The sequence below is a fragment of the Acinetobacter sp. UBA991 genome, from assembly GCF_002292065.1.
Classification (GTDB): domain Bacteria; phylum Pseudomonadota; class Gammaproteobacteria; order Pseudomonadales; family Moraxellaceae; genus Acinetobacter; species Acinetobacter higginsii.
This window is the reverse complement of the sequence record NZ_DBBF01000011.1, coordinates 1-23,623: the sequence shown is the minus strand read 5'-3', so window position 1 is coordinate 23,623 and position 23,623 is coordinate 1. Positions and strand designations below refer to the sequence as shown.

The 23,623-nt window shown below is 39.5% G+C and carries 25 protein-coding genes, 2 tRNA genes and 1 other RNA gene; 20 read left to right on the top strand and 8 right to left on the bottom strand.

Going from position 1 to position 23,623, the window contains the following annotated elements:
* Positions 1-27: 27 nt before the first annotated feature.
* The 8 genes from B2727_RS04025 (at position 28) to B2727_RS03990 (ending at position 7,029) form a co-directional block, all read left to right on the top strand.
* Positions 28-1,992: a GDSL-type esterase/lipase family protein gene (locus B2727_RS04025; RefSeq protein WP_291348063.1), complete on the top strand. Its 1,965-nt coding sequence runs from the start codon at positions 28-30 to the stop codon at positions 1,990-1,992.
* A gap of 58 nt (positions 1,993-2,050) precedes the next feature.
* Positions 2,051-4,090, top strand: coding sequence for an FAD-dependent oxidoreductase (locus tag B2727_RS04020; protein ID WP_291348061.1), 2,040 nt, complete (start codon positions 2,051-2,053; stop codon positions 4,088-4,090).
* Positions 4,091-4,918 carry a LamG-like jellyroll fold domain-containing protein gene (locus tag B2727_RS04015; protein WP_291348059.1) on the top strand — a complete coding sequence of 276 codons (828 nt, stop codon included), beginning with the start codon at positions 4,091-4,093 and terminating at the stop codon, positions 4,916-4,918.
* A 55-nt stretch (positions 4,919-4,973) separates the two neighbouring features.
* Positions 4,974-5,255, top strand: a complete 282-nt coding sequence (locus B2727_RS04010; protein WP_291348057.1) for a phage holin — start codon at positions 4,974-4,976, stop codon at positions 5,253-5,255.
* The gene (locus B2727_RS04005) at positions 5,245-5,457 is read left to right on the top strand and encodes a hypothetical protein (protein WP_004805867.1); all 213 of its coding nucleotides are present in this window, start codon (positions 5,245-5,247) and stop codon (positions 5,455-5,457) included. The genes B2727_RS04010 and B2727_RS04005 overlap by 11 nt, the downstream gene beginning before the upstream one ends.
* A 182-nt stretch (positions 5,458-5,639) precedes the next feature.
* Positions 5,640-6,170: a hypothetical protein gene (locus B2727_RS04000; RefSeq protein ID WP_225761670.1), complete on the top strand. Its 531-nt coding sequence runs from the start codon at positions 5,640-5,642 to the stop codon at positions 6,168-6,170.
* Positions 6,171-6,196: 26 nt separating this feature from the next.
* On the top strand, positions 6,197-6,376 hold the full coding sequence (locus B2727_RS03995) for a hypothetical protein (protein WP_005312839.1): 180 nt from the start codon (positions 6,197-6,199) through the stop codon (positions 6,374-6,376).
* A gap of 98 nt (positions 6,377-6,474) precedes the next feature.
* A complete protein-coding gene (locus B2727_RS03990) occupies positions 6,475-7,029 on the top strand; it encodes a lysozyme (RefSeq protein WP_005312842.1) in 555 nt (184 codons plus the stop codon).
* A gap of 293 nt (positions 7,030-7,322) precedes the next feature.
* Here the strand turns inward: B2727_RS03990 and B2727_RS03985 are convergent, their stop codons facing one another.
* The 3 genes from B2727_RS03985 to B2727_RS03975 all read right to left on the bottom strand — a co-directional run bounded on the left by B2727_RS03985 (position 7,323) and on the right by B2727_RS03975 (position 9,055).
* Entirely contained in the window at positions 7,323-7,547 is a 225-nt protein-coding gene (locus B2727_RS03985) for a hypothetical protein (RefSeq protein ID WP_032858899.1), read from the bottom strand.
* A 4-nt stretch (positions 7,548-7,551) separates the two neighbouring features.
* Complete coding sequence (locus B2727_RS03980; RefSeq protein WP_005312847.1) at positions 7,552-7,728, bottom strand: hypothetical protein; 177 nt, start codon at positions 7,726-7,728, stop codon at positions 7,552-7,554.
* Between the two features lie 112 nt (positions 7,729-7,840).
* Positions 7,841-9,055, bottom strand: a complete 1,215-nt coding sequence (locus B2727_RS03975; protein WP_005312850.1) for a tyrosine-type recombinase/integrase — start codon at positions 9,053-9,055, stop codon at positions 7,841-7,843.
* 315 nt (positions 9,056-9,370) lie between these two features.
* Here B2727_RS03975 and coaD point away from each other — a divergent pair, with 315 nt between their 5' ends.
* From coaD to B2727_RS03950, 5 genes are all read left to right on the top strand, one after another.
* Positions 9,371-9,862: a pantetheine-phosphate adenylyltransferase gene (gene coaD / locus B2727_RS03970; RefSeq protein WP_004805114.1), complete on the top strand. Its 492-nt coding sequence runs from the start codon at positions 9,371-9,373 to the stop codon at positions 9,860-9,862.
* Position 9,863: 1 nt separating this feature from the next.
* On the top strand, positions 9,864-10,127 hold the full coding sequence (locus B2727_RS03965) for a YfhL family 4Fe-4S dicluster ferredoxin (protein WP_005321387.1): 264 nt from the start codon (positions 9,864-9,866) through the stop codon (positions 10,125-10,127).
* A gap of 26 nt (positions 10,128-10,153) precedes the next feature.
* Positions 10,154-10,509: RNase P RNA component class A (gene rnpB, locus B2727_RS03960), an RNA gene on the top strand.
* Positions 10,510-10,570: 61 nt separating this feature from the next.
* Positions 10,571-10,647: transfer RNA gene (locus tag B2727_RS03955), tRNA-Met, on the top strand.
* Between the two features lie 263 nt (positions 10,648-10,910).
* Positions 10,911-10,987: transfer RNA gene (locus B2727_RS03950), tRNA-Met, on the top strand.
* Between the two features lie 114 nt (positions 10,988-11,101).
* Here B2727_RS03950 and B2727_RS03945 read toward each other — a convergent pair.
* Both B2727_RS03945 and B2727_RS03940 read right to left on the bottom strand, forming a co-directional pair.
* Entirely contained in the window at positions 11,102-12,133 is a 1,032-nt protein-coding gene (locus B2727_RS03945; RefSeq protein ID WP_033134439.1) for a hypothetical protein, read from the bottom strand.
* The gene (locus tag B2727_RS03940) at positions 12,126-13,751 is read right to left on the bottom strand and encodes an NAD+ synthase (protein WP_033134440.1); all 1,626 of its coding nucleotides are present in this window, start codon (positions 13,749-13,751) and stop codon (positions 12,126-12,128) included. Before B2727_RS03940 ends, B2727_RS03945 begins: the two co-directional genes overlap by 8 nt.
* Positions 13,752-14,614: 863 nt before the next feature.
* Here B2727_RS03940 and B2727_RS03935 point away from each other — a divergent pair.
* On the top strand, positions 14,615-14,776 hold the full coding sequence (locus B2727_RS03935; RefSeq protein WP_164467937.1) for a hypothetical protein: 162 nt from the start codon (positions 14,615-14,617) through the stop codon (positions 14,774-14,776).
* Positions 14,777-14,820: 44 nt separating this feature from the next.
* Here B2727_RS03935 and B2727_RS03930 read toward each other — a convergent pair whose 3' ends face one another.
* Positions 14,821-15,357, bottom strand: coding sequence for a hypothetical protein (locus B2727_RS03930; protein ID WP_005321396.1), 537 nt, complete (start codon positions 15,355-15,357; stop codon positions 14,821-14,823).
* Positions 15,358-15,434: 77 nt separating this feature from the next.
* Between B2727_RS03930 and B2727_RS03925 the strand changes: the two genes are divergently transcribed.
* Positions 15,435-16,160, top strand: coding sequence for a tetratricopeptide repeat protein (locus tag B2727_RS03925; protein WP_033134441.1), 726 nt, complete (start codon positions 15,435-15,437; stop codon positions 16,158-16,160).
* A gap of 55 nt (positions 16,161-16,215) precedes the next feature.
* Positions 16,216-16,611, top strand: a complete 396-nt coding sequence (locus B2727_RS03920) for a hypothetical protein (RefSeq protein ID WP_033134442.1) — start codon at positions 16,216-16,218, stop codon at positions 16,609-16,611.
* A 79-nt stretch (positions 16,612-16,690) separates the two neighbouring features.
* On the opposite strand, the gene hemJ is transcribed toward B2727_RS03920, so the two are convergent.
* Both hemJ and B2727_RS03910 read right to left on the bottom strand, forming a co-directional pair.
* Positions 16,691-17,143, bottom strand: coding sequence for a protoporphyrinogen oxidase HemJ (gene hemJ / locus B2727_RS03915; RefSeq protein ID WP_004805133.1), 453 nt, complete (start codon positions 17,141-17,143; stop codon positions 16,691-16,693).
* 21 nt (positions 17,144-17,164) lie between these two features.
* Entirely contained in the window at positions 17,165-18,394 is a 1,230-nt protein-coding gene (locus tag B2727_RS03910; protein ID WP_004805136.1) for a beta-ketoacyl-ACP synthase II, read from the bottom strand.
* A 291-nt stretch (positions 18,395-18,685) separates the two neighbouring features.
* On the opposite strand from B2727_RS03910, the gene B2727_RS03905 reads away from it, so the two are divergent.
* The 4 genes from B2727_RS03905 (at position 18,686) to fusA (ending at position 23,498) form a co-directional block, all read left to right on the top strand.
* Positions 18,686-20,017 (top strand): EcsC family protein, encoded by a 1,332-nt coding sequence (locus B2727_RS03905; RefSeq protein ID WP_005321425.1) that lies wholly within the window; start codon positions 18,686-18,688, stop codon positions 20,015-20,017.
* Positions 20,018-20,177: 160 nt separating this feature from the next.
* On the top strand, positions 20,178-20,552 hold the full coding sequence (gene rpsL, locus B2727_RS03900) for a 30S ribosomal protein S12 (RefSeq protein WP_004648013.1): 375 nt from the start codon (positions 20,178-20,180) through the stop codon (positions 20,550-20,552).
* 159 nt (positions 20,553-20,711) lie between these two features.
* A complete protein-coding gene (gene rpsG / locus B2727_RS03895; protein WP_004655203.1) occupies positions 20,712-21,182 on the top strand; it encodes a 30S ribosomal protein S7 in 471 nt (156 codons plus the stop codon).
* A 177-nt stretch (positions 21,183-21,359) separates the two neighbouring features.
* Positions 21,360-23,498 carry an elongation factor G gene (fusA, locus tag B2727_RS03890; protein ID WP_005205454.1) on the top strand — a complete coding sequence of 713 codons (2,139 nt, stop codon included), beginning with the start codon at positions 21,360-21,362 and terminating at the stop codon, positions 23,496-23,498.
* Positions 23,499-23,623 lie beyond the last annotated feature (125 nt).

Below are 23,623 nucleotides of genomic sequence, written 5' to 3'. Positions count from 1 at the left end.
CGGGTTTTTTATTGCCTGGAGAAAAGCATGGCAACGAATTGGAGTGCGATTTTAAGTAACGCAAATAGTCTTGCTGACATTCTTATGATCTTACGTAAGGTATTGGCTCAGCTTGATGCAAAAGCAGATTTAACTACTATCGATGAGGCCATTGAAGAAATTAATCAAGTTCGCACTGATATTGACGCAAAGATTGTATATATAGATAAAGTCATTAACGAATCAATTGAAAGTGGACTTTATAAGCCATTTAGCAAGCAAGTTGATTTGCTTGCCTATGTCCCATCTGCAGAGCCAGTGGTTGGGAAAGCTTTTGATACTTATAAAGTTTGGATTTGGGAAACAAGAGCGCCAGACACAATTCCCAAATGGCATGATACAGGACTTAGTGAGTTAGATCAGGCTAAAAACTTTGTAAATTCTAATGCATTAGTGCTTAGACCAAATTTGGACAGTGAAAATTTAAATACAGTTATTTTAACGGGTATTTATCGCCAAATTGATAATGCCAAAGCAACCACTGCAAACAATTACCCGACAGCTGAAAATGGGGCAGGTGTTTTAGAAGTTATAAATAATAATGGGCTTATTATTCATGAGTATACGACTTGGTATAATCGAAAATTTAGACGAACTAAGTACGGTACATTTGATTTTCTACCTTGGCAAGAGACGCCGAGCGCCTCAAATATTGTTTTATATTACAAGCCAAACTTAGGTGTTGAGGACTTAGATAGTGTTCTCGAGAGTGGCACTTATAGACAGCTAAGTGATGCTAATGCAACAACATCAAGCCACTATCCAACTACAACCAATGGTGCAGGAATTCTACAGGTTATTAACCGTGGTAACTTGATTATTCAGGAATATACGACTTGGTATGGTTTGCAATTTTGGCGAACTAAATATAGTAGTTTTGCATTCGGCGCCTGGCAAAAATATGCGACTCAAGCAGATCTAGCTGGATTTCTTGGAGTAAAAACTCCTTTACTGACTACCGAAAATCTCGATGATGTTTTAACCCTTGGTGTATATCGACAGACACAAGATACTAATGCAACACTTGAGCGTAATTATCCAACCGATGTAAATGGGGCGGGTATTTTAACAGTTACTCCACATAATGGTCTAACACTCCAAACTTTTGTTACCTGGTACGGTCGACATTTCTGGCGCACTAAATATGGTTCATTTCCATTTCAAAAATGGAATGAATATGCATCAATCGCAACTATTAATTCACCTTATAAAGGCAAGGTCATAGCTTGGATTGGTGATTCTATTGTTGAGGGGAATAACCACCCTAATCGAATTGCAACATTATTGGGTGCAACAGTACATAAGTTTGGTTTTGCTAGTCATACGATGTCAAAGTATCCCAATAGTCCTTTGGGTCGGGATAAGGGGTCAATGTACCGATTTGCTAAAGCGATTAATACGGGCGATTGGACGGACGTGATAGCGGGTGGTGAATGGGTTCGGGACAATTTAAATGATGACAACATGCCACAGATCAATGCAATGGTTGCATTGGATTGGAGTAAGGTCGATTACATCATGATTGCATTTGGAACCAATGATATATATTCGACAACCCCACTCGGTGAAAACTATGTGGCAGATGCGAATGGTGAAACATTTATTGGTGCTGCTTGTTATTCAATTGAGCAGATTCAATCGAAATACCCGCAAATTCAAATTATGTTTGTCTCACCAACATTCCGAACCCGTTGGTTTCAGACACCGAACCCTGATCGACCAGAACAAAATAGTGATACGTTGCCTGATCCACAGGGTAAACCATACATTGCGTACATTGATGCTTTGCTTAATCTGCAAGACATCTACCACATTCCAGTTTTTGATTTCTATCGTAGAAGTGGCATGAACATTCGCACATGGTCAAATTATCTTAGTGATGGTGTACACCCGAAGGAGAACGGCATTCAGTTATGGACCAAGAAAATCAGTGCTTTTATGTTAGGGAATTAATTTTTATCAACAGTTTACGCCCCTTTTAACAGGGGCTTTTTTACGTTTGGAGAAAAGCATGGCTGATGCAACAAGTGGTAAATACTTGCTATCAAAAGATAAAAATCTTTCGCGTGTTGTGACAGAAGCAGACAACAGTGCTCAGGTACAAGGTACTTATTTTATTGAAGGTGTTGGCGTTGTCGTTGCTGTCGAAATAGATGATAACGGAAAAATTATTTCTGCAATCGATGCTAGTGGCGCAAAACATAGTTTGTCAAAACTAAATCAATTATCTCGTGTAGTAACCGAAAGTGACAATAACACAGAGATTCAGCAATCTGCCTATGTTGAGACAATTGGTTCAGTAGTTGCAATTGAGAAAGATGCAGACAATAAAATTATCGCTGCGACAGCTTTGGATGGGGGCAAATATCAACTGTCAAAAAGCAATAAATTATCACGGGTAATAACAGAAGATGATTTAACAGCGGCTTTTGATGTTGTGATTTATGGTTCTGGAATGCCCTTAATTACTGCTGCGAAAACTGCGAAAGAAAACGGTCTATCAGTTTGTTTAATCTGCCCTGATAAGCGAGTAGGCGGCATGATGACCGCAGGTGTCAGTGTGTTTGATGGTGCAGCCTCTACGCCATCTGCGAGCTATGGCGGTAGTGTTGGTTTTCTTGGTGGTAATACACGTAAAGTTTTAAATGAGATCAACACTTTCTATGGTGCAGGTTCTACATTGCCTGCGCCATTCACATTTGAGCCGCGTATTGCTCAACAAGTTTTTAACCGCTGGTGCGCAGAGTATGCAGATTTAACAATTTTAGATTGTAAGTTACATGATGCTTTTACCAGTATTGTTAAATCTGGAAACAAACTAAATGGCGTGTGGACACCAAAGGGCCTGATCAAAGGTAAGCAATTTATTGATGCAAGCTACACAGGGGACTTATTACGCTGCGCTGGCGTGTCGTGGACTGCCAATGTAGAAGCCCAAAGCACAGCCGAACCCGATGGCGGTAGTCGTGTATCTGTTGCTTATACTGCAACCAATGTTGATTTAGAAAGTGTTGGATTGACTGGAGCTGATGCAGAGGATGCGGTTAAGCGTTCGCAATTCACAATTGTGTCAGGTCCATCCGATCCGTTAATCCCTGCTGATGGTTCCGCAATCCCGAATACTACAATTGGCTATGGTACTCGTAGCATTGTTACGAAAGCCTCTGATCGAATTTCTTTCACAGCTTATAAGCTTCCTAGTTATGACCGAAAGAATCACCTGGTGTTTTTGGCTCGAATTAAAAATACAAACTTTGATGCAATGACAAATGATCAAATTGTACGTGATGTGATCGGAGATCAGGGAGCCATTCGAACCGTTTCTGGTGAAGTAGCATTCAACTCAAATAATGCCAAAATTCCGCAAACCACGAGACTTGCCCTTGATTATCCAACTGCGAACTGGCAGCGCAGACTCGAAATTGAGAAAGATGTAATCGAGCATTACATCAATCATTGTTATTTCTTATCAACTGATAGCGCGGTACCCGCTAAAGTTCGGACTGCTATGAATGAATGGGGTCATAGTGGTAAAGAGTGGCTTGATAGCAAATACGGGGTTGGGATTCAGTTTAAAGTCTATGATCGACAAACAATACGCATGATCAACGACAATGTAGTGACCGCCTACGATTTACGCCAAGCCGAAAATTCAGGCCATATCATAGATAAAATCGGGATTTTTTCGTACTTTTTCGATGGGAAAAAGCGTTTAGCTTTTGCATATCGTGCAGATGCTACTGATCAAAAATGGACGTTGATTGAAGAAAGTAAAGTTACTGATGCAAACACCCCAATGTACGGGATGTCGATGCGTATGCTTTTACCACGAGCTGCTGAGTGTGCAAACTTAACTGTAGCTTGGTGTTGTGCCATGACAGAGCTTGCATTTCACTCGTGCAGAATGGAAGCCACAGGCGGCATTTTAGGTGAAGCAGCTGCAACAATTGCAACGTTAGCGATAAAACAAAATTTAAATGTTCAAGCTGTTTCTTATGTAGATGTAAAACAAAAGCTTGTCACACAAGGCGTAAATTTAGGAGCACTTTAAATGTCAACTTTAGTATTAAAAGTACCAAACGCAGTAAATGTTGATGCGCCTCAAGCTATTGTTGGAGCAGAAGCAGATTTCTTAATAAGTGCAAAGCCTAAGCGTTACTGGAGATTCAGTAATATCAGCGATATTACAAAAGGCGTTCGTGATGTGATTACAGGGAAAAAGCTAGTAGTTCATAATGGAAAGCCGAATCCTGTTGTTTCAGCAAAATATATAACATTGAACGGTAATACTTTTTTACGGCCAGAAAATCCGAGTGAGCAAATCACAACAACACAAAGTCAGACTTTTGCAGCTTGTGTTCGTATTCCTGTTTCTGCTGCCAATACGTTTATGTCTATTATCTCAAATCAGAAACGGTTTGAGTTGACCAGTACAACACAAGTATCTGCGGGACTAAAAGGGATTTATACAGGCAGCTCGTTTACGAACAATAATGACATCATGTTTTTAAGTAACAACTTGGAAAGTCGTGTAACTGATGTGGATTCAAATGATCGGGCCAATAATCAATGGCACACGTTTGTAGGCGTTTATAACTATGACGCAACATTAGTCAATAACAGTGTGAGTTTATACATTGATGAAACATTGATTCTTACTCGTTTGCTTGATTCATCTGTACAGTTATCTGCTCGTTTTCCAGAAGACTCTGTCGCTGCTTTGAGCTTAATCATTGGTGCAGATTTAATGTCGCACTCTGATTTAAATACAGCTCAGCATTACTTTGTTGGCGATATAGCAAATTTAGCATTTTTTGACCGTGCCATTACGTTAAATGAGGTTGTAGCATATGGCGCAGCGGTAAAGTCAGGACTTTGAAATTAACTATAAATTATAGGCCCCTTAATAGGGGCTTTTTTTCTGGAGAAAGGAAATGCAGGAACAAGCAGCAAGCGCGGTTGAAGCTGCTACAAACACAATCGCAGCAACGGCACCAAAAGTATCTTATGCATCAGGGGTGGCATCAGTGGCAGCGTATGCAGCAAATATTGATTGGGCAGTATGGTTCTCTGTCTTTATCGGTGTAATCACTTTTTTCATGACGTTGTACTTTAAGCGGCGTGATGATAGGCGAGCAGAGGAGATCCACGAATTGCGAAAGAAACAATACGAGCAAACTAAAGATCGATTGAAAGGTGATTTAGATGACAAGTGAACAAACTCGGGCTTATCTGGCCTTTGCCTTAGTTGCATTAATGTTTGTCCTGGTAATCGCATTATTCTTTGTTGATATGCCACGGGAAAACAGCAACTTAATAAACACGGCCTTGGGTTTTATTGCAGGAGCAATGACAACCGCTTGCGGTTTCTATTTCGGTAGTTCAGAGCAAGAAAAGAAGAAAGATAAAGACATTTAGATCACATCATTAAACAGCCGCCTTCGGGCGGTTTGTGGATATCCTAATGGTATTTGGTGAATAGTAAAATATTTATAAAAATGGTGGATATTTCAAATTATTTATTACTTTATGTTTTTATAATATTTTGTTATCTTCCGTAAGCAAAACTACTATTAGGGGAATAAACATTGGACATTTTTTTGTTCGACGAAGAATCATTAAGAACTACATCAAGGAATTGGATTGATTGCGGAATTGCCATAAACTTAGATGATGAATTAATTGAGCTGAATGAGCAATTTTTTGAGCATATACAGGTTAGTAAATCATTTGGTGATTATTTAAAAAGAGAAAGCCTCAATACATTTATTGGTATTTGCGACGAAGATTGTGAGCATCCAAACATCATTGTTGAGGTTGGATATCATCGCCGGGGACGTGAATTGACACTAAAGATTTTCGATATTTATATAAGTCCCCAACTTGATAGTTTGTTGAATTCAGATTATGATGCGAAATATGCAGAATATTTAACCTTCTTGGTTCAAAGATTCTTGCAACATGCAGACAGTTCTGGTAGTGCTACCAAAATTTATGCACGTACTGACATTAGTCAATCATTCTTGCAACTGCTTCATCAAGCTGCAAAATCTGTGCAAACAGAGTTAGACAAGGCAGGTTTATCTGTAGAATTTGAAGGCAAGCGTTGGCTTGCTTTTCGTCGCAAATAACCGTTAACCAGCATAGGTGGAATACCATGAGTATTATTTCATTACAAAAGCATGTTCAATTAACTAATACTAAAAATGAAAAAGTTAATGAACTAATTGCTAATTGCTTCAGCTTAGCTTGCGCTAAGACTGGCAGCTTACGAGATGTTCTTAAAGGGGATATGAAAATTATGGTAAAAAATTCTCGACTACGAAAAGCTTCGTAAAAAGAAACCTCCTTCGGGAGGTTTTTTAATGCCTTAAATTTAACGTTCTTAAGCCGACTTAATTCAAGTCGGCTTTTTCATATCAAGAGGAAAGTAAAATGGATCGAAAACCATTTTTTGATGCAGCTCGAGATCTACTAGGTGGTAAACTTACTCAGCCGCAAGTGAACAAACTCAATCAAGTAATTGATGGGTTTCAAACTAACAGCATGCTTACTAGCAAAACGGGCATTGATTTAATAACAAGCTTTGAAGATATAAAACTCAATGCATACGATGACGGCGTTGGGGTGTGGACCATTGGCAAAGGCACAACTGTTTATCCTAATGGTGTTAAAGTCAAAAAGGGTGATGTATGCACTATGGATCAGGCTAAAGCATACTTTGCTCATGATCTAAAGCGCTTTGAAAATGCTGTTAACAGTGCTTTAACTGTTGTTGTGAATCAGAATCAATTTGATGCACTTGTATCGCTGGCCTATAACATAGGCGAAAAAGCATTTAAAACCTCAACACTGGTTGAACTTCTGAATGCCAATAAGTTTACTGCTGCTGCGGATCAGTTTCTGGTATGGAATAAGGGCGGTGGAAAGATAATGAAGGGATTAGTGCGCCGCCGTGCCGCAGAACGTGAGCTGTTCTTAAAAAAGTAATTCACCGATGCAGTCGATCTATCAGTTCATTGCTGTTTAGTGTCTGCATCATTTTTCTTTTACCTGGTTGCACTGCACACTCGATAAAAACAAATGTAAGTATCTCGGTATGCCTCCAATGTGTGCAGGAAAGATAACAACGAAACTTTCGTGGTAAAAATCTATAGTTGTATATTGTGATATTCATCACACTTGTAGTGTTGAAATTTTACCCTTCACGATACTTAAAAATAATAAAGATAATTTGGTTGGGTGCATAGCGTAAGCCCTAGTGATATCACCAAGGGCTTTTTTTATTCCATAACAACAGTAAAACCTTTAAGTTTCCTCTTATTCAAGAACAAATACCGTTCCGCTGCAACTTTCGTTTGAAATTCCATAGATCCCTCTTTCTTTTCAGAAAAAATGTAATGTTGATTAAACATTCCGCTAATATCTGAATAATCTTCATGTTGCTCAAACAGATCTGTTTGAATGTGCAAATACAAATTTCCTTTTTTAAGATAGTGAAGTCTCATAATTTCACCGCTTCTTCTGAGGTTTTACAACTTCTGGGGCTTCATATTGTGCAATTTCATCAAAGCCTAGATCTTGGCTAAAATCAGAATTAACGTCTTGAGATACATCATCGAATGACTCTTGCTGGAAATCTTCTAGTGGAAACTCTTGATGTTCAAATGCAATTGACTTAATACCCATTTTTAGCTCACTTGATTATGTAACTTAATCAAGTAAGCATAATTATGAATCAATCTGAATTCAAATTTAATTGGTTGTGGATAAAGAGGTAAGCGACAAAACATGTCGTTGTTTAATCCTTCCAACTATCCACAATATCAGCCCAATCTTGCATCATCTTACGCCTAGGTTTTAAATGCTTAGAATGGTCGTAAGAAGCTTTAGTCCTGTTAGATTCAGAATGAGCCAATTGTTTTTCCACCCAAGCTTCCTCATATCCTTTTTCATACAACAAAGTGGATGCTGTAGCCCTAAAGTCATGTGTAGTTACACCTTTAAGACCAATATACTCAAGCATACTGTTTAGTGTTTCTTTTGCCAGCATGCCGTTATTTTTTTTGCTGTAAATAGCAGGGAATACCAACGTTTCATCGCCTGAAATTTCATATTGTTGTTTTAAAATATTTAAGACTTGATCAGAGATTGGTAGCACATGAACCCTAGCTTTTTTCATAACCTCTATGGGGAAAGTAATTAATTTTGACTCAAAGTCTACCCATGACCATTCCATCTTCCGTATCTCAACGGCACGTAGCATCGTATATAAAAGAATAAAACCTGCATTTTTTACAGTTTGAGTTCCATTGTATTTGGGGAGACTTGATCTAGCCTTGTACCGTTCTTCTTTAGTCAATGCTCGCGCATGATTGACGCGTGGTCTTTTGATTACATCACGAACAGCATATGTTGGGTCATTCTCTGCTCGTAGTGTTGCAATAGCATACCGAATCACAGCCCCAAGGAATCTTCTATTCTCAAGCGCAGCAGATGCGCCAGTAAATCTACCATTTGATTCTTTTACAACACGATCGACAGTATTGTTTAAAATTTTAAGAACATCAGCTGCAGTCACATCACTTACATTCTTTTTTCCAATAATAGGTGAAATATCTTTTTTTAAAGCAACGTCAAATTTCTCTTGATATATTTCTGATTTAGATCCCATTCGTTTTAATTTGAATTCGGCTGCAATTGAATCAAATGTATTTAAAGTTTCGGCCATAGCTTGTGCTTTTATATTTTTTCGATCCTCGACTGGATGGATCCCTTTGGCTAATTTGGCCCGCATCTCATCTTTCAATGTACGAGCATCAGCCAGACTAATAGACGGGTATTCGCCCAGGCTCATCGATGACTCTTTACCCTGAAAGACGAACTTAAAACGCCAGACCTTTGCACCTGTTGGCCGCACCTCTATATAGAGTCGATCAGCATCAAGGATCCGATAAACCTTATCTTTAGGCTTTAAGGTTTTAATTTTTACATCTGATAGTTTTACAGCAGCCATTACAGGTAGTCATAGTAAATGTTACCCGTATTATTACCCGTTTTTACTGTGAATTAAAACAAACTAAAAAGAACTAAAAGGAACATCAATTATTATTTATCAAATAGTTATAAAAATAAAAGGAACTATAAAGAATTGTAAGAAACTTAAACACGTATAATTTTTTACAACTGTTGCTTGCGCCATAATTCAAACTTCCACAATTACAGCTATTGTGCCGTAAAACGCAACCTTTTTCCAATGTTTAGGAATTTCGCGTTTAGAGCCAAGATTTGTTAAAATACGCTCCTTATCTCATTAACTAGAGTACAACGCATGTCTAAAACACGTGTGATTTATCCGGGGACTTTTGATCCAATTACCAATGGACATGTTGATTTGGTTGCAAGAGCATCAAAAATGTTTGATGAAGTTGTGGTTGCAATCGCGATTGGTCATCATAAGAATCCTGTGTTTAGTTTAGAAGAGCGTGTTGAATTAGCCAAAGCATCATTGAGTCATTTGACCAATGTTGAGTTTGTTGGTTTTGATGGTTTACTGGTTAATTTCTTCCGTGAACAGCGTGCAACAGCCGTACTCCGTGGTTTAAGAGCAATTTCTGATTTTGAATATGAATTTCAATTGGCGAATATGAACCGTCAACTTGATCCACATTTTGAATCAGTCTTTTTAACTCCCTCTGAGCAATATTCATTTATCTCATCGACATTGGTAAGAGAAATTGCTCGTTTAAAAGGTGATGTGACCAAATTTGTGCCTGCCATTGTGGTTGAGGCCTTTGAACGTAAACATCAACAAGGTTGGTAGCGTGTCTTTATATATTACAGATGAATGCATTAACTGTGATGTCTGTGAACCTGTTTGTCCCAATGAAGCCATTTATATGGGTGAGCTGATTTATGAGATCGATCCTGCACTCTGTACAGAATGCATCGGTCATCATGATCAGCCACAGTGTCAGTTGTTTTGTCCAGTTGATTGTATTCCGCTCGATCCGCAACATGTCGAATCGCATGATGACTTGATGGCGAAATACAAAAAGTTAACTGCGCAAAAAAATGCGAGCAATTAATTTCGATCTTTGATAAGATGCGCCACGAAGTGGGCTGGACGGTCGCTGCTGTGGAGGTCTCCGTGACTGAAACAGGGGAGGAAAGTCCGGGCTTCATAGGGCAAGGTGCCAGGTAACGCCTGGGCGGCGAAAGCCGACGGCAAGTGCAGCAGAGAGTAGACCGCCTCATTCGTGAGGTAAGGGTGAAAGGGTGCGGTAAGAGCGCACCGCGTGTCTGGTAACAGTTCACGGCAAGGTAAACCCCACCAGAAGCAAGACCAAATAGGAATCCTGAGGCACGGCCCGTGCTGGATTCGGGTAGGTCGCTTGAGCGTATGAGTGATTGTACGCCTAGAGGAATGATCGTCCTCGACAGAACCCGGCTTATAGGCCCACTTCTCAAATTTTTTAAAATTGTGCTTGACGTGTGTATTGAAAGTTAAGATAATGCGCCCACAGTTTTCGGCTATGTAGCTCAGTTGGTTAGAGCACCGCACTCATAATGCGGGGGTCACAAGTTCAAGTCTCGTCATAGCCACCATTTTATAGACCACGCTCCTGCGTGGTCTCTTTTTGTCTGTAGTTTTTGTAATCTTCAAAATAATCTTTTGACACTAGATTCTCTGGTTATTTTTAATTGAATAAAAGCTCATTCATGACTCAATTTTGTCGTTGACGCAGAGATCTGTTGAAATTTGATCAATTGATGGCTGATAGCATAAAAACTGTTCATATGTTCTATATTTTCAAGGTCATAGACTTGACCAACTGAATCGAAAACTAGATAATGCGCACACAGTTTACGGCTATGTAGCTCAGTTGGTTAGAGCACCGCACTCATAATGCGGGGGTCACAAGTTCAAGTCTCGTCATAGCCACCATTTTAAAAACCACGCTCCTGCGTGGTTTCTTTTTGTCTGGATTTTGCTCGAAAAAATAATGCATCAGATATGCAAAAGCCTGTAAATGAGTTATTCATTTACAGGCTTTATTTTTTATAGATGCTTTTCGATGCTGGCGAGGGTTTGTGGGCTTTCATAGAACGGTTTTAGGATCAGCGTAATAATCGGTTCTAATACGCCGTGCTCATCTAATGCTTTCACAACTTTTGGATAGAATCGCACAGCCTCATTCAGCAGGTCAGTTTCTTCTAAGCCAATTGCAGCAAAAACATCTTCCAGACTTTCATCTTTATAGAAGTCATAAAACACCTTAACACCGTATAAAATCAAATCTTGTATGAACGTGGACTGGCGTAATTCTTTCCAGTACTCGTAAATCATCACGAAGAACTCTTCTACATCCAGTGGTGTCACTTGTTTGGTGTATTCTGATAAAGGCTGGGCTTTGTTGTCGTCCCAGATATTGCGCGCAAGGCTCTCAAGGTCATCATTTGAAAGCAAGCTGAGATCAACCAGTTGTTCTTGAATGAATCGACCAATACTTTCTTCAATCTTTTGTTCAATACGCTGCTGTTGGCGATGCGAAAAGCTTTTTAGTTTTTGTTGCCATTCGTATTTGCTTTCAGAAATATGCGCTTCATCTGACTGAGCAAATAATTTTGGTAATTTGTTTTGTAGTGTTGTGGTGGCGATGTATTGGCACAACTGCTGAATCGAAGGGCTTTCTTTTAAAAACTGATTTAAATAATGGCGAATATTTTCCAGCTCTAAAAACTTGGATAGCCACATTTCAAACTGGTGATCTGAGAATACGTCTTGTAACTGTGCAGATGACTGTAAAGAAAAGACATGCAGTCTTTGTGCAATTTCTCCAATAAATTCTAACAGACCTGCACCGAGTTGCATTTCAAATGCATAGCGTTTTACAACCGCCTGAATTTGTTCTAATTCAACCACTTCCTTGAGCTGAATATTAGGTGCATGTTGGAGAAAAAGTTGAATAAATTGCTGGAAAAAATCAGCAGAAAGTTGAGTGGTGAGTTGATTTTTATAAAATGAAACTTGCTCAAGCATTAAAGCTTGAGCAAGTAATTGTGACTTTTCAGAAACAATTTTTTCAGTCATTCGCGGTCCATCCATTGACGATCGGGTAGCGTCGCTCACGACTGAAGGCACGTGAACTAATACGTGGTCCAATCGCACCCTGACGACGCTTGTATTCATTACGATCTACCAAGCGAATGACTTTTTCGACCACTTCAGCTTCGTAGCCTTTGGCGATAATATCTGCTTGGCTGAGATCTTCTTCAATATAAGCATATAAGATGGCATCAAGTACATCATAAGCAGGTAATGAATCTTGGTCTTTTTGATCTGGACGAAGTTCTGCTGATGGTGGACGAGTAATCACACGCTCTGGAATCACAGGTGTTTCTTCAAGCGTGTTACGGTATTTTGCTAATTCAAATACAATGGTTTTATACACGTCTTTCAGCACTGAAAAACCACCAACCATATCGCCATAGAGGGTGCAATAGCCTACCGAGATTTCAGACTTGTTGCCTGTAGATAGCACGAGATTACCAAATTTATTAGATAAACCCATCAGTAAAGTACCGCGAGTACGTGCTTGTAAATTTTCTTCAGTTGCATCAGCAGGGGTATTACCAAAGAATGGGAACAAGGTTTGCATGAAGCTATTTACGATTGGGTGAATCTCGGCAATACCAAAGGTGACGCCCATACGACGTGCTTGTTCAGTTGCATCTTCTACACTCATTTGTGAGGTGTAGGTATAAGGCATCATTACAGCCTGTACTTTATCTGCACCAATGGCATCAACCGCAATGGCCAATGTTAAAGCTGAATCGATTCCGCCAGATAAGCCAAGAATCACACCTGGGAAGCCAGAGCGTTGCACGTAGTCACGTGTTGCCATCACTAAAGCTTGATAAATCTCGGCAAAAGTTTCTAATGTAGGAATCGCATCAGTTGCTTTGAACTGTTTTTGTTCTGCATCATATTCAGCGTAAGCAAGCGCTTCTTGAAAGCTTGGTACTTGCAGTGCAAGTTGGCCGCTATTATTGCTGACAAAGCTTGAACCATCAAAAATAAGGTCGTCTTGTCCACCCACTTGGTTGACATAGACAATATTTAGACTCAATTGTTTTGCAAGTTCATTGAGGGTTTGAATGCGGTGTTGTGGTTTGCCCACTTCATACGGTGAAGCATTTAAGACCAGAACTGTTTCAACATTCAATTGACTGAGTTGTTTAACGGTATTCAGTGACCAAACATCTTCACAAATCAAGACACCGAATTTATGGCCTAGATATTCAAAAACAAGATGTTGATGACCTTCTTGGAAATAGCGTTTCTCATCGAACACGCCATAATTTGGCAGGTTTTGTTTGTTATAAACACCTAAAACTTGCCCGTCTTTCATGACAGCAGCGGAGTTATAGCGATGACCATCCTCAGTTTGGTGCACAAAACCGAATACCATCAAGATATCTTTTACTTCGCTTAATTGGGCAAACGCTTTTTGAGTGCGCTTTTGTAGATTTGGGCGGAGTAATAGGTCTTCAGCAGGGTAACCAAGCGTAGAAAGTTCAGGGAAGATGATCAAATCAGCCTGTTGTTGTTTCGCTAAATTTGCTTGCTCAACCATCTTTTGAGTATTTGCATCAATATTGCCAATGTGCGGAGAGAATTGAGCAAGGGCAACTTTAAAATTTTTCATTCAAACCTAATCCTAAGTCTTAACAAGTTCTGATATACAAGTTGTTGATTTATATGGGTATAATTATTTAAAACAAGTGTATATCATGGCGCCAAACATTTTATATCTTAAAGAAAAATGACAAGTTTACTAATATATACTAAATGCACATTTTTCTGCGTAAAAATAACAAGTTTTTCTGTATAAAACAGCAACATTTCTCAATGTTTGCGTGATTATGGTGCATGATTATAAATAAATTGAATAGAGTCATATAAAGTTTTTTTCATGTCATTTTCGCATGTAAGCATGACACCCTAATTACAAGATCAACAAACAATAAAAAATTGAGAAAAAAGAACAACTTTAGGTTTTTACTTTACATTTAAAAATATTTAAAACAGTTGTACTTTTTTGAAAGATGTTATTGTTCAATAATTTAAAATTATATTGTGTGTTTTTTATACCGTTTATCGGGAATATCTTTGCGACACTTGAGTGTACATTTGTGCACTGCTATTATCCTAATTAATGTGAACGGATGTGCACTTTGATACTCATCAAGTGTAACCAAGCACGTAAAATGAAGAGGTAACAACAATGTCAGTTTTATTATTTCCTGTAATTGCTTTTGGTTTGGCTGTAGTCGTTGGTCGTGTGGGTACAGTAATGTTCCAAGAAAAAGATCAACAAGTTTAATTGATCATTAAATTTTGATTCATTTTTGATGAGGTAACGAACAATGTCAGTTTTATTATTTCCGGTAATTGCTTTTGGTTTAGCTGTGGTTGTTGGTCGTATTGGAACAGTAATGTTTCGCGAACAAGATCAGCAGGCCTAACCTAGTTTTTAAATAGTCATTTTAAATAAAGAGGTGCGAAATTATGACTTCAACAATTTTATTGCCTGTAATCGCCTTGGTATTCGCTATTGGTGTTGGGCGTATTGGTACCATTGTTAAGGATGCGATGCGTGTAGATTTTACGACTGATATGGATGATAGTCATGAACTTAATAATGAAACTCAAAAAGGCACTGCTGCATAATTTTTCTTGCACAATGCTTACTTAAAAAGCTCTGTAGTTAAAACTTACAGGGCTTTTTTATTTTTTAGAATAATGTTGGGGATTTTGTGGAAAAACACATCTCGTGCAATATCACCTTGTTGTTCGATGTTATAACTAGAAAAGGCTTTGTTTTTTATAAATTGATATCGATATGGATTGTATTGCTTAAAACTGAGGTAATAGCCAACTTGAAGGATTGCACCTTTAACAACCACATTGATTCCTTGCTGAAACTGTAAAATATGCGCTAGTTCGTGAATAAAGATTCCCTGCAAGGATGTGGAGCATGTTGAATAGTCAGGGCTAAAGTATTTCTGATGCACAAATAGATTGCCATTGGGTGCCATAAAAATATTAGTAGGTTGCCAAGGTAGGTAGGGAATATTAAAAATCTTTATTTGTGCATAATCGATAAGATCGCCAAAGACAGGGCGTGCCATTTCGATTTCACCAGACGTCAAACCACGATATTGGAATTGATTCATTTTGAGGTAAAAGATTAGGCTGGCAATGAATCGAGCTTTCAATTTTGGTAGAGCATGCTGTATTGGTTTGTTCATCTGAACTAGGCATCTGAAAAACGTGAAGATCTAGTTTATTCTAGAATAAAAGCAAACTAAACAGGGTGAATTTTGGTATGCGAAGCATTAAATTAATGGTTTTTTCACTCTGTTGGATGAGCTGCGCAGCTTTTGCAAATTTAGACATACAGCACTATACAAATTGTACGGGATCACCATTGAAAGCGTTACAAGCTAATAGCACGCTTTTTTTCTTAACCATTGATGCTTATAAAAATAATCAATACAACTATGCTGCAATCTTGGATGCATCTGAAACTGAAATGACGCAGTGTTTTATTGTTGATCAAAACCGAAACGTGATTTTAGATACCATACCCAGCATGATTTCTAACAGTTGCAGTGGACAATGGGATAAACAAAGTCATACACCGGTTTGGATGGCTGATATTGGTGGGGGAAAAGATGGGGTTAACTACTTTCACTACTTAGCTTCGGAACAGTTAAAGCAACTCAATAAAAGAGATGTTTCTGAGATACAGCAAATTGTTGGGAGCATTGATTGCCAATTATCTACCTATAGAAAACAGGATGCAGCAGAACTAAACGATTCTGCATTTTTCCTTTATCAATTGGGTTATTATGATGCTTCATTAAGATTTTTAAACCATGTCATAAAATTAGATCCGAATAGAACTGTGGCTTACTTAAATCGAGCGGATGCTTATTTAGCTTTAAAAAATATAGGTCAAGCCAGAAAAAATTACATGATGTATGCTGATCAAATGAAAAAGTTGGGCTTATCCAACAAAGTCCCGTTAAGAATAAAAAAATATTTATGATCTGATGGCGAGCGCAGAAATACAGATCAATCATTTGCAGCAAGAGATGAAATGAATGATGAAACAAACTTTATGGTTGTGCCTGTTTTTATCTGTGTGTGTACAGGCCTATGCAAGTAATGAATATTACTGTTTTGCTAATGGCAAAAAATCAATTTTATTGGTTTCACCACAATATCAAAAGACACAAACGATTAAGTATTATCCCTATCTCAAAGATATCAAGCTTTCTGAGCCAGTCTATATTGAAGAGGTTGAGATGGGTGAAGTCGCTCAGCCCGAAGTTTATAAGACCATGAATGAGCTGATTGATGGCAAAGTGACAGGGCAATATACCTTTGTGTCGCAGGGCTATATTCTTTATGGTGTAAGTTATCGTAATCTGAAAACAAAAAAAGAGACACATTTTGAGCAAGTGTCTTTGAATTTGAAGGGGATAAGCTGTTTGTAGTCTGGATGCCTAGATCGGAAACGAATGCTGTAATTGTTTTTGAAGAAAATTACAGCATTAGAAAACAAGACTTGTTGTCTTAGAACTGAGGTTTTACTACGACTAAAATCACCACTGCAAATAAGATCAAGGTCGGCATCTCATTAAAGAAGCGCCAAAACTTGTGTGATTTATAGTGAGCATTGCCAATCAGTTTTTTACGGTAATAACCACAAACAAAATGGTAAATCACCAATAAACCGACTAGACCGACTTTAAGGTAGAACCATAAAGCTTCATGATAATGTCGGGTTGCATCGCCCCAATCAACCAGAAAGTGGGCGGTAATAAGTGTGGCAATCATAGACGGCCACATAATACCGCGATACAACTTACGTTCCATGACTTCAAAGCGTTGATGGCTAACTGCATCTTCACTCATGGCATGGTAGACATAAAGGCGTGGTAAGTAGAACAATGCAGCGAACCAGCAAACCACAGCAATAATATGTAATGCTTTTACCCATAAGAAAGCATCAGAAGGTGCATCCATCGATAATCCTGCTAAATGGGATTATGCGTCCCACTTCTTGAAAATAAGGCAGGCGTTAACACCGCCAAAGCCAAAACTGTTACTCATGACAGTATTCAGTTTTGCATCACGTTTTTCAAGTACAATATCGAAACCTTGTGCGCCTTCATCAAGCTCAGTCACGTTGATGTTTGGCGCAATAAAGTCATTTTGCATCATCAAGACAGAATAAATTGCTTCCTGAACGCCCGCAGCACCTAAGCTATGACCCGTCATCGATTTGGTCGAGCTGAGTGGAGGAACTTGTCCTTCACCAAATGCACGTTCCATTGCTTTAAGCTCAGTTACGTCACCCGCTGGTGTTGAAGTACCGTGTGTGTTGACATAGTCAATTTGCTCTACACCATGCTGTTTTGCTTCATCCAACGCCATGATGATACAACGTGTTGCACCTTCGCCACTTGGCGCAACCATGTCAGCACCATCACTGTTTGCAGCATAGCCAATCACTTCAGCGAGGATATTCGCGCCACGTGCTTGCGCATGTTCAAGTGACTCAAGCACCACGAAACCACCACCACCAGCAATCACGAAACCGTCACGGTCTTTTGAGTATGGGCGTGATGCAGTTTCAGGTGTGTCATTGTATTTTGAACACAATGCGCCCATCGCATCAAACAATAAGCTTTGTGACCAGTGATCTTCTTCACCACCGCCAGCAAGCATTAAATCTTGTTTACCCAATTGAATCAGGTTGTAGGCATAACCAATCGCATCGGCAGACGTTGCACATGCACTGGTAATCGAGTGCGCTACGCCTTGCAGTTTGAATGCAACGCCAACGTTCGCGGTAATGGTGTTACTCATATTACGAGGTACAAAGAAAGGACCGATTTTACGCGCACCTTTTTCCTCTAATAGTTTGATCATTTCTGCAACAGATGCAGTTGAGTTACCACCAGAACCGCCAGCGATACCGTAACGTGGATTGTTTGCCAAATCTTCTTGTTTCAGTCCAGCATGTTCAACAGCTGCGACAGCTGCGTTATACGCATACATCGCACAGACGCCCATAAAGCGTTTCAGTTTGCGATCAATACCATCAAAATCCTGTTCAGCTGCAGCGCTGACATGGCTTTTGAAATTCAGTTCTGCATAAGTTGGATTTAAACGTGTGCCTGAGATTCCATTTTTTAAAGAATGAGTGACCTCTTCTAAAGAGTTACCGATACATGAGTTAATGCCCATACCAGTGATTACAACACGTTTCATTTACAGATCCCTTTTATGGTAATACTTAAGCCCTGTGCATCTCGCTATGAATACAGATCAGGAGAAAAATAACGATTAAAATGGCTTATGAGTGAATGACACCATGATAGCAGAAAGGTTTTTTATTTCTTATGGCAAATCTTATGCCTATTTCCAGTTGTGTAAATATTCGTAAATATTCGCGATGTTGTGACGAAACGTAAAGAAAGAACACAGATAAAAGTTGAGATAAATCTGCATTCAACCTAGTATTTACCTAGAAATGCACAGATTACACAACAGAGGTACTTGATGACAAAATCTAAAAACAAGCAATCTTCAGGTTTATTTGCACAAGCCTTTGGAGTGGCTAAAAAGCTCAGTTCAGAATTGCAGAAATTTCAAGTTGCCCCAACCACATCGGGTGCGGAACTCGCGAATTCATCCAATATTGTTGAAGGAAAAGCACGTTTCAAAAGTCCATTTGAGGTCGAAAAATACGAAAATCCTCAGCAAATGCTACGTCAACAATTTCCAAAACTATCTCATCAATTGTTAGGTCGTCATTATAACCGAGTGAATAGTGTGGCTTCGTTTGTATCACCAGATTTGGGCGATAAGGTCTCAGACTATTTATTCCAATGGTTAAATGAGTTTAGTTCAAATAGTTCTTTGACTGAAAAAATCCTTGAGGAAGCAGGGGTCAAAGATATTATGGAACTGACCACAGATACAGGACGTTCACAGCGCCTAAGTCAGGCATTAATTGAGCAAAATAAATTATTGGCTGCAGCACAAGGAGCGATTACAGGTGCAACGGGAGTCTGGGGTGCAGCGATCGATATTCCAGCATCTATTGTTTTGACCTTGAGAACGATTTATCAAACTGGTCGTTCACATGGTTTTGATTTATCTGAGGATACAGATCAAGAAATTGTTGCTTTCATCTTTAAAGAAATTGATTTGAGTTTAGTTGCGGAAAAACAAACCTTGTTAGTTGCGTTAAAAGCGTTGAAATCCATGTTGGAAACGCATGATTTGCAACAGTTTCAGCAATTGTTAGGTTCAAATAATGATATTGAGTTGGTGAAAAAATGGTTAGTGGATGAAAGTGGTGAGTTTAAATGGAACTGGCTCAATCGGATTCCTCAAGCTTCTGTGCTTAGTAAATTGACACCTGTTGCAGGTGCAGCGCTAGGTGGTTTCTATAGTTGGAGACTATTAGAGGATGTTGGGCACAAATCGCAATCTATTTTTGGTGCAGCTCGCTTCTATATTAATGAACATCCCCATGAAAAAATTTCGCCACTAGATGCATATTTTAAGGCGGAAGCTTTATTGAAAAAGGCGAGCCCACGTTTATTAAGTGCAGCGGCAGAAGCCAACAAAACCACAGCATCAGATGAACAGAATGATGTGATTACTAAAGTGACGGTTCAAGTGAAAGCAAATAAAGCTTCGACAGTCGCTGTGGGTGACAAGGTAGAAGAGGGAATTCAGCAGCTTGCAGAACAACATGTGGTTGAACATCCCCATGCGGAACAACAGCCAGCATTAAAAGTACAGCAAGATGAAACTTTTGAGGATATTGAGGCTGAGCAAAAATCAATTGATATAGAACCTGCCTCAACAAAACATAGCTAAATCTGGCTGTAATGTTTTAGACATAAAAAACACAACAAACATCAGAAATGGTCGACACTTCAAATGTTGACCATTTTTACTTCTTAGCTTACAATTATGTGCCCTTAAAAAGAGGTTCTTTCCTTTTTTTAAGGTTGTTTAATAACGGGAGAATTGCCAAATGGCAACAACAAATCAGTTGATCCGTAAGGGTCGTACAACTTTGATTGAAAAATCTAAAGTTCCTGCGTTGAAGGCTTGTCCACAACGTCGTGGTGTATGTACACGTGTTTATACTACTACACCTAAAAAACCTAACTCAGCAATGCGTAAGGTTTGCCGTGTTCGCTTAACTTCAGGTTTTGAAGTATCTAGCTATATCGGTGGTGAAGGTCATAACCTACAAGAGCACAGTGTTGTTCTTATCCGTGGTGGTCGTGTTAAAGACTTACCAGGTGTACGTTACCATACCGTTCGTGGTTCTTTAGACTGTGCTGGCGTTAAAGATCGTAACCAGTCACGTTCTAAATACGGTACTAAGCGTCCTAAGAAGTAATTCTAGGAAACTAGTCCAAATAACCCTTTAGCGTTTCGCTTGTTTGAATTCTTCATAGTTTTGTAATTCAAGCGACGTATAGTAAGGCCAGCGAAAGTACATGACACTCGTACAAACTGCTGGATTATCCTGAAGTGTCATATTATTAGGTGTATTAAAATGCCAAGACGTCGCGTAGTCGCTGCTCGTGAGATCCTTCCAGATCCAAAATTTAGCAGCCAAACAATCGCTAAATTCATGAACCACGTAATGCAAGATGGTAAAAAATCTATTGCTGAAAGTATCGTTTACGGTGCTTTAGACCGCGTTCAAGAAAAAAACAAAGTAGACCCGGTTGAATTTTTCGAGACTACTCTTGAAAAAGTTCGTCCTATGGTTGAAGTAAAAGCACGCCGTGTTGGTGGTGCTACTTATCAAGTACCTATGGAAGTACGCCCATCCCGTCGTACTGCTCTAGCTATGCGTTGGTTAGTAGATGCTGCTGCTAAGCGTTCTGAAAAAACGATGGCTTTACGTCTTGCTGGTGAGTTGCTTGATGCAGCTGAAGGTAAAGGTGCAGCGATCAAAAAACGTGAAGACGTGCATCGTATGGCTGAAGCCAACAAAGCCTTCTCTCACTACCGTTTCTAAGCGGATAAAACAGTCCCTAATCAGGAGAATATTCATGCGTACCGCGGCTCGATTCAACATCGCTCTTTACCAAAGTGGGGGCTTTGCGGGTATTTAAGTTGCCTGCTTGGATATTCGTGCGCATCAATTTAATTGGTGCGTCCTGTTTTAAATATAACATTTAGGAATGTAGACATCATGGCTCGCCAAACCCCAATTAGTAATTACCGTAACATCGGTATTTCTGCGCACATTGACGCAGGTAAAACAACTACAACTGAACGTATTTTGTTCTACACAGGTGTATCTCACAAAATTGGTGAAGTACACGATGGTGCAGCAACAATGGACTGGATGGAACAAGAGCAAGAGCGTGGTATTACAATTACCTCTGCTGCTACAACTTGTTTCTGGTCTGGTATGGCTAACCAATTCCAACAACACCGTATCAACGTAATTGATACACCGGGACACGTAGACTTCACAATCGAAGTTGAACGTTCTATGCGTGTTCTTGACGGTGCGTGCATGGTTTACTGTGCAGTTGGTGGTGTACAGCCTCAGTCTGAAACTGTATGGCGTCAAGCGAACAAATATAAAGTGCCTCGTTTAGCATTCGTGAACAAGATGGACCGTACTGGTGCAAACTTCTTCCGTGCTGTTGAGCAAGTTAAAACTCGTTTAGGTGGTAATCCTGTGCCTATCGTTGTGCCAATCGGTGCAGAAGATACGTTCACAGGTGTTGTTGACCTTATCGAAATGAAAGCGATTATCTGGGATGAAGCATCTCAAGGTATGAAGTTCGAATACGGTGATATTCCTGCTGACCTCGTTGAGATTTCTCAAGAATGGCGTACTAAGATGGTTGAAGCTGCGGCTGAAGCATCTGAAGAGCTAATGGACAAGTACTTGGAAGAAGGTGATCTTTCTAAAGAAGAAATCATCGCTGGTCTTCGTACACGTACATTGGCTTCTGAAATCCAAGTTATGCTTTGTGGTTCAGCGTTCAAGAACAAAGGTGTTCAACGTATGTTGGATGCTGTAATTCAATTCTTGCCTTCTCCTACAGAAGTTAAAGCGATTGAAGGTATTCTTGACGACAAAGATGAAACTAAAGCATCTCGTGAAGCATCTGACGAAGCGCCGTTCTCTGCACTTGCGTTCAAAATCATGAACGATAAGTTCGTAGGTAACTTAACATTCGTACGTGTTTATTCTGGTGTTCTTAAACAAGGTGATCCGGTTTATAACCCAGTTAAATCTAAGCGTGAACGTATCGGTCGTATCGTGCAAATGCACGCGAACGAACGTCAAGATCTTGAAGAAATCCGTGCAGGTGATATCGCAGCGTGTGTAGGTCTTAAAGACGTTACTACGGGTGATACATTATGTGATGAGAAAAACATCATTACTCTTGAGCGTATGGAATTCCCAGAGCCAGTAATTTCATTGGCTGTTGAACCAAAAACTAAAGCTGACCAAGAAAAAATGTCAATTGCTTTAGGTCGTTTGGCGAAAGAAGATCCATCGTTCCGCGTTCGTACAGACGAAGAATCTGGTCAAACAATTATTGCTGGTATGGGTGAGCTTCACCTTGACATCATCGTTGACCGTATGAAGCGTGAATTCGGTGTTGAAGCGAACATTGGTAAACCAATGGTTGCTTACCGTGAAACGATCAAAAAGTCTGTTGAGCAAGAAGGTAAGTTTGTTCGTCAAACAGGTGGTAAAGGTAAATTCGGTCATGTATATGTTCGTTTAGAGCCTATGGATGTTGAAGAAGCTGGTAAAGAATACCAATTCGCTGAAGAAGTTGTCGGCGGTACAGTACCTAAAGAATTCTTTGGTGCGGTTGATAAAGGTATTCAAGAACGTATGAAGAATGGTGTATTGGCTGGTTACCCTGTTGTGGGTATCAAAGCGACATTATTCGACGGTTCTTACCACGATGTCGACTCTGACGAATTATCGTTCAAAATGGCTGGTTCATACGCTTTCCGTGACGGTTTCATGAAAGCTGATCCTATCCTTCTTGAACCAATCATGAAAGTTGAAGTAGAAACTCCAGAAGACTACATGGGCGATATCATGGGTGACTTAAACCGTCGTCGTGGTATGGTTCAAGGTATGGACGATCTTCCTGGTGGAACAAAAGCAATTAAAGCAGAAGTTCCATTGGCTGAGATGTTTGGTTACGCGACTCAAATGCGTTCTATGTCTCAAGGTCGTGCGACGTATTCTATGGAATTCGCTAAATACGCTGAAACACCACGTAACGTGGCTGAAGGCATCATCGCTAAGTTCCAAGCTGGCGGTAAAAAAGGTGACGACGAGTAATCTTTCGATTACTATATTACCCAACTAAATTTAGTTAAAAAACCAAGTGCTCATGGGCGACCCTCATGAGCAGTTTATAAAGGAAGATCATCATGGCTAAAGCCAAGTTTGAACGTAATAAACCA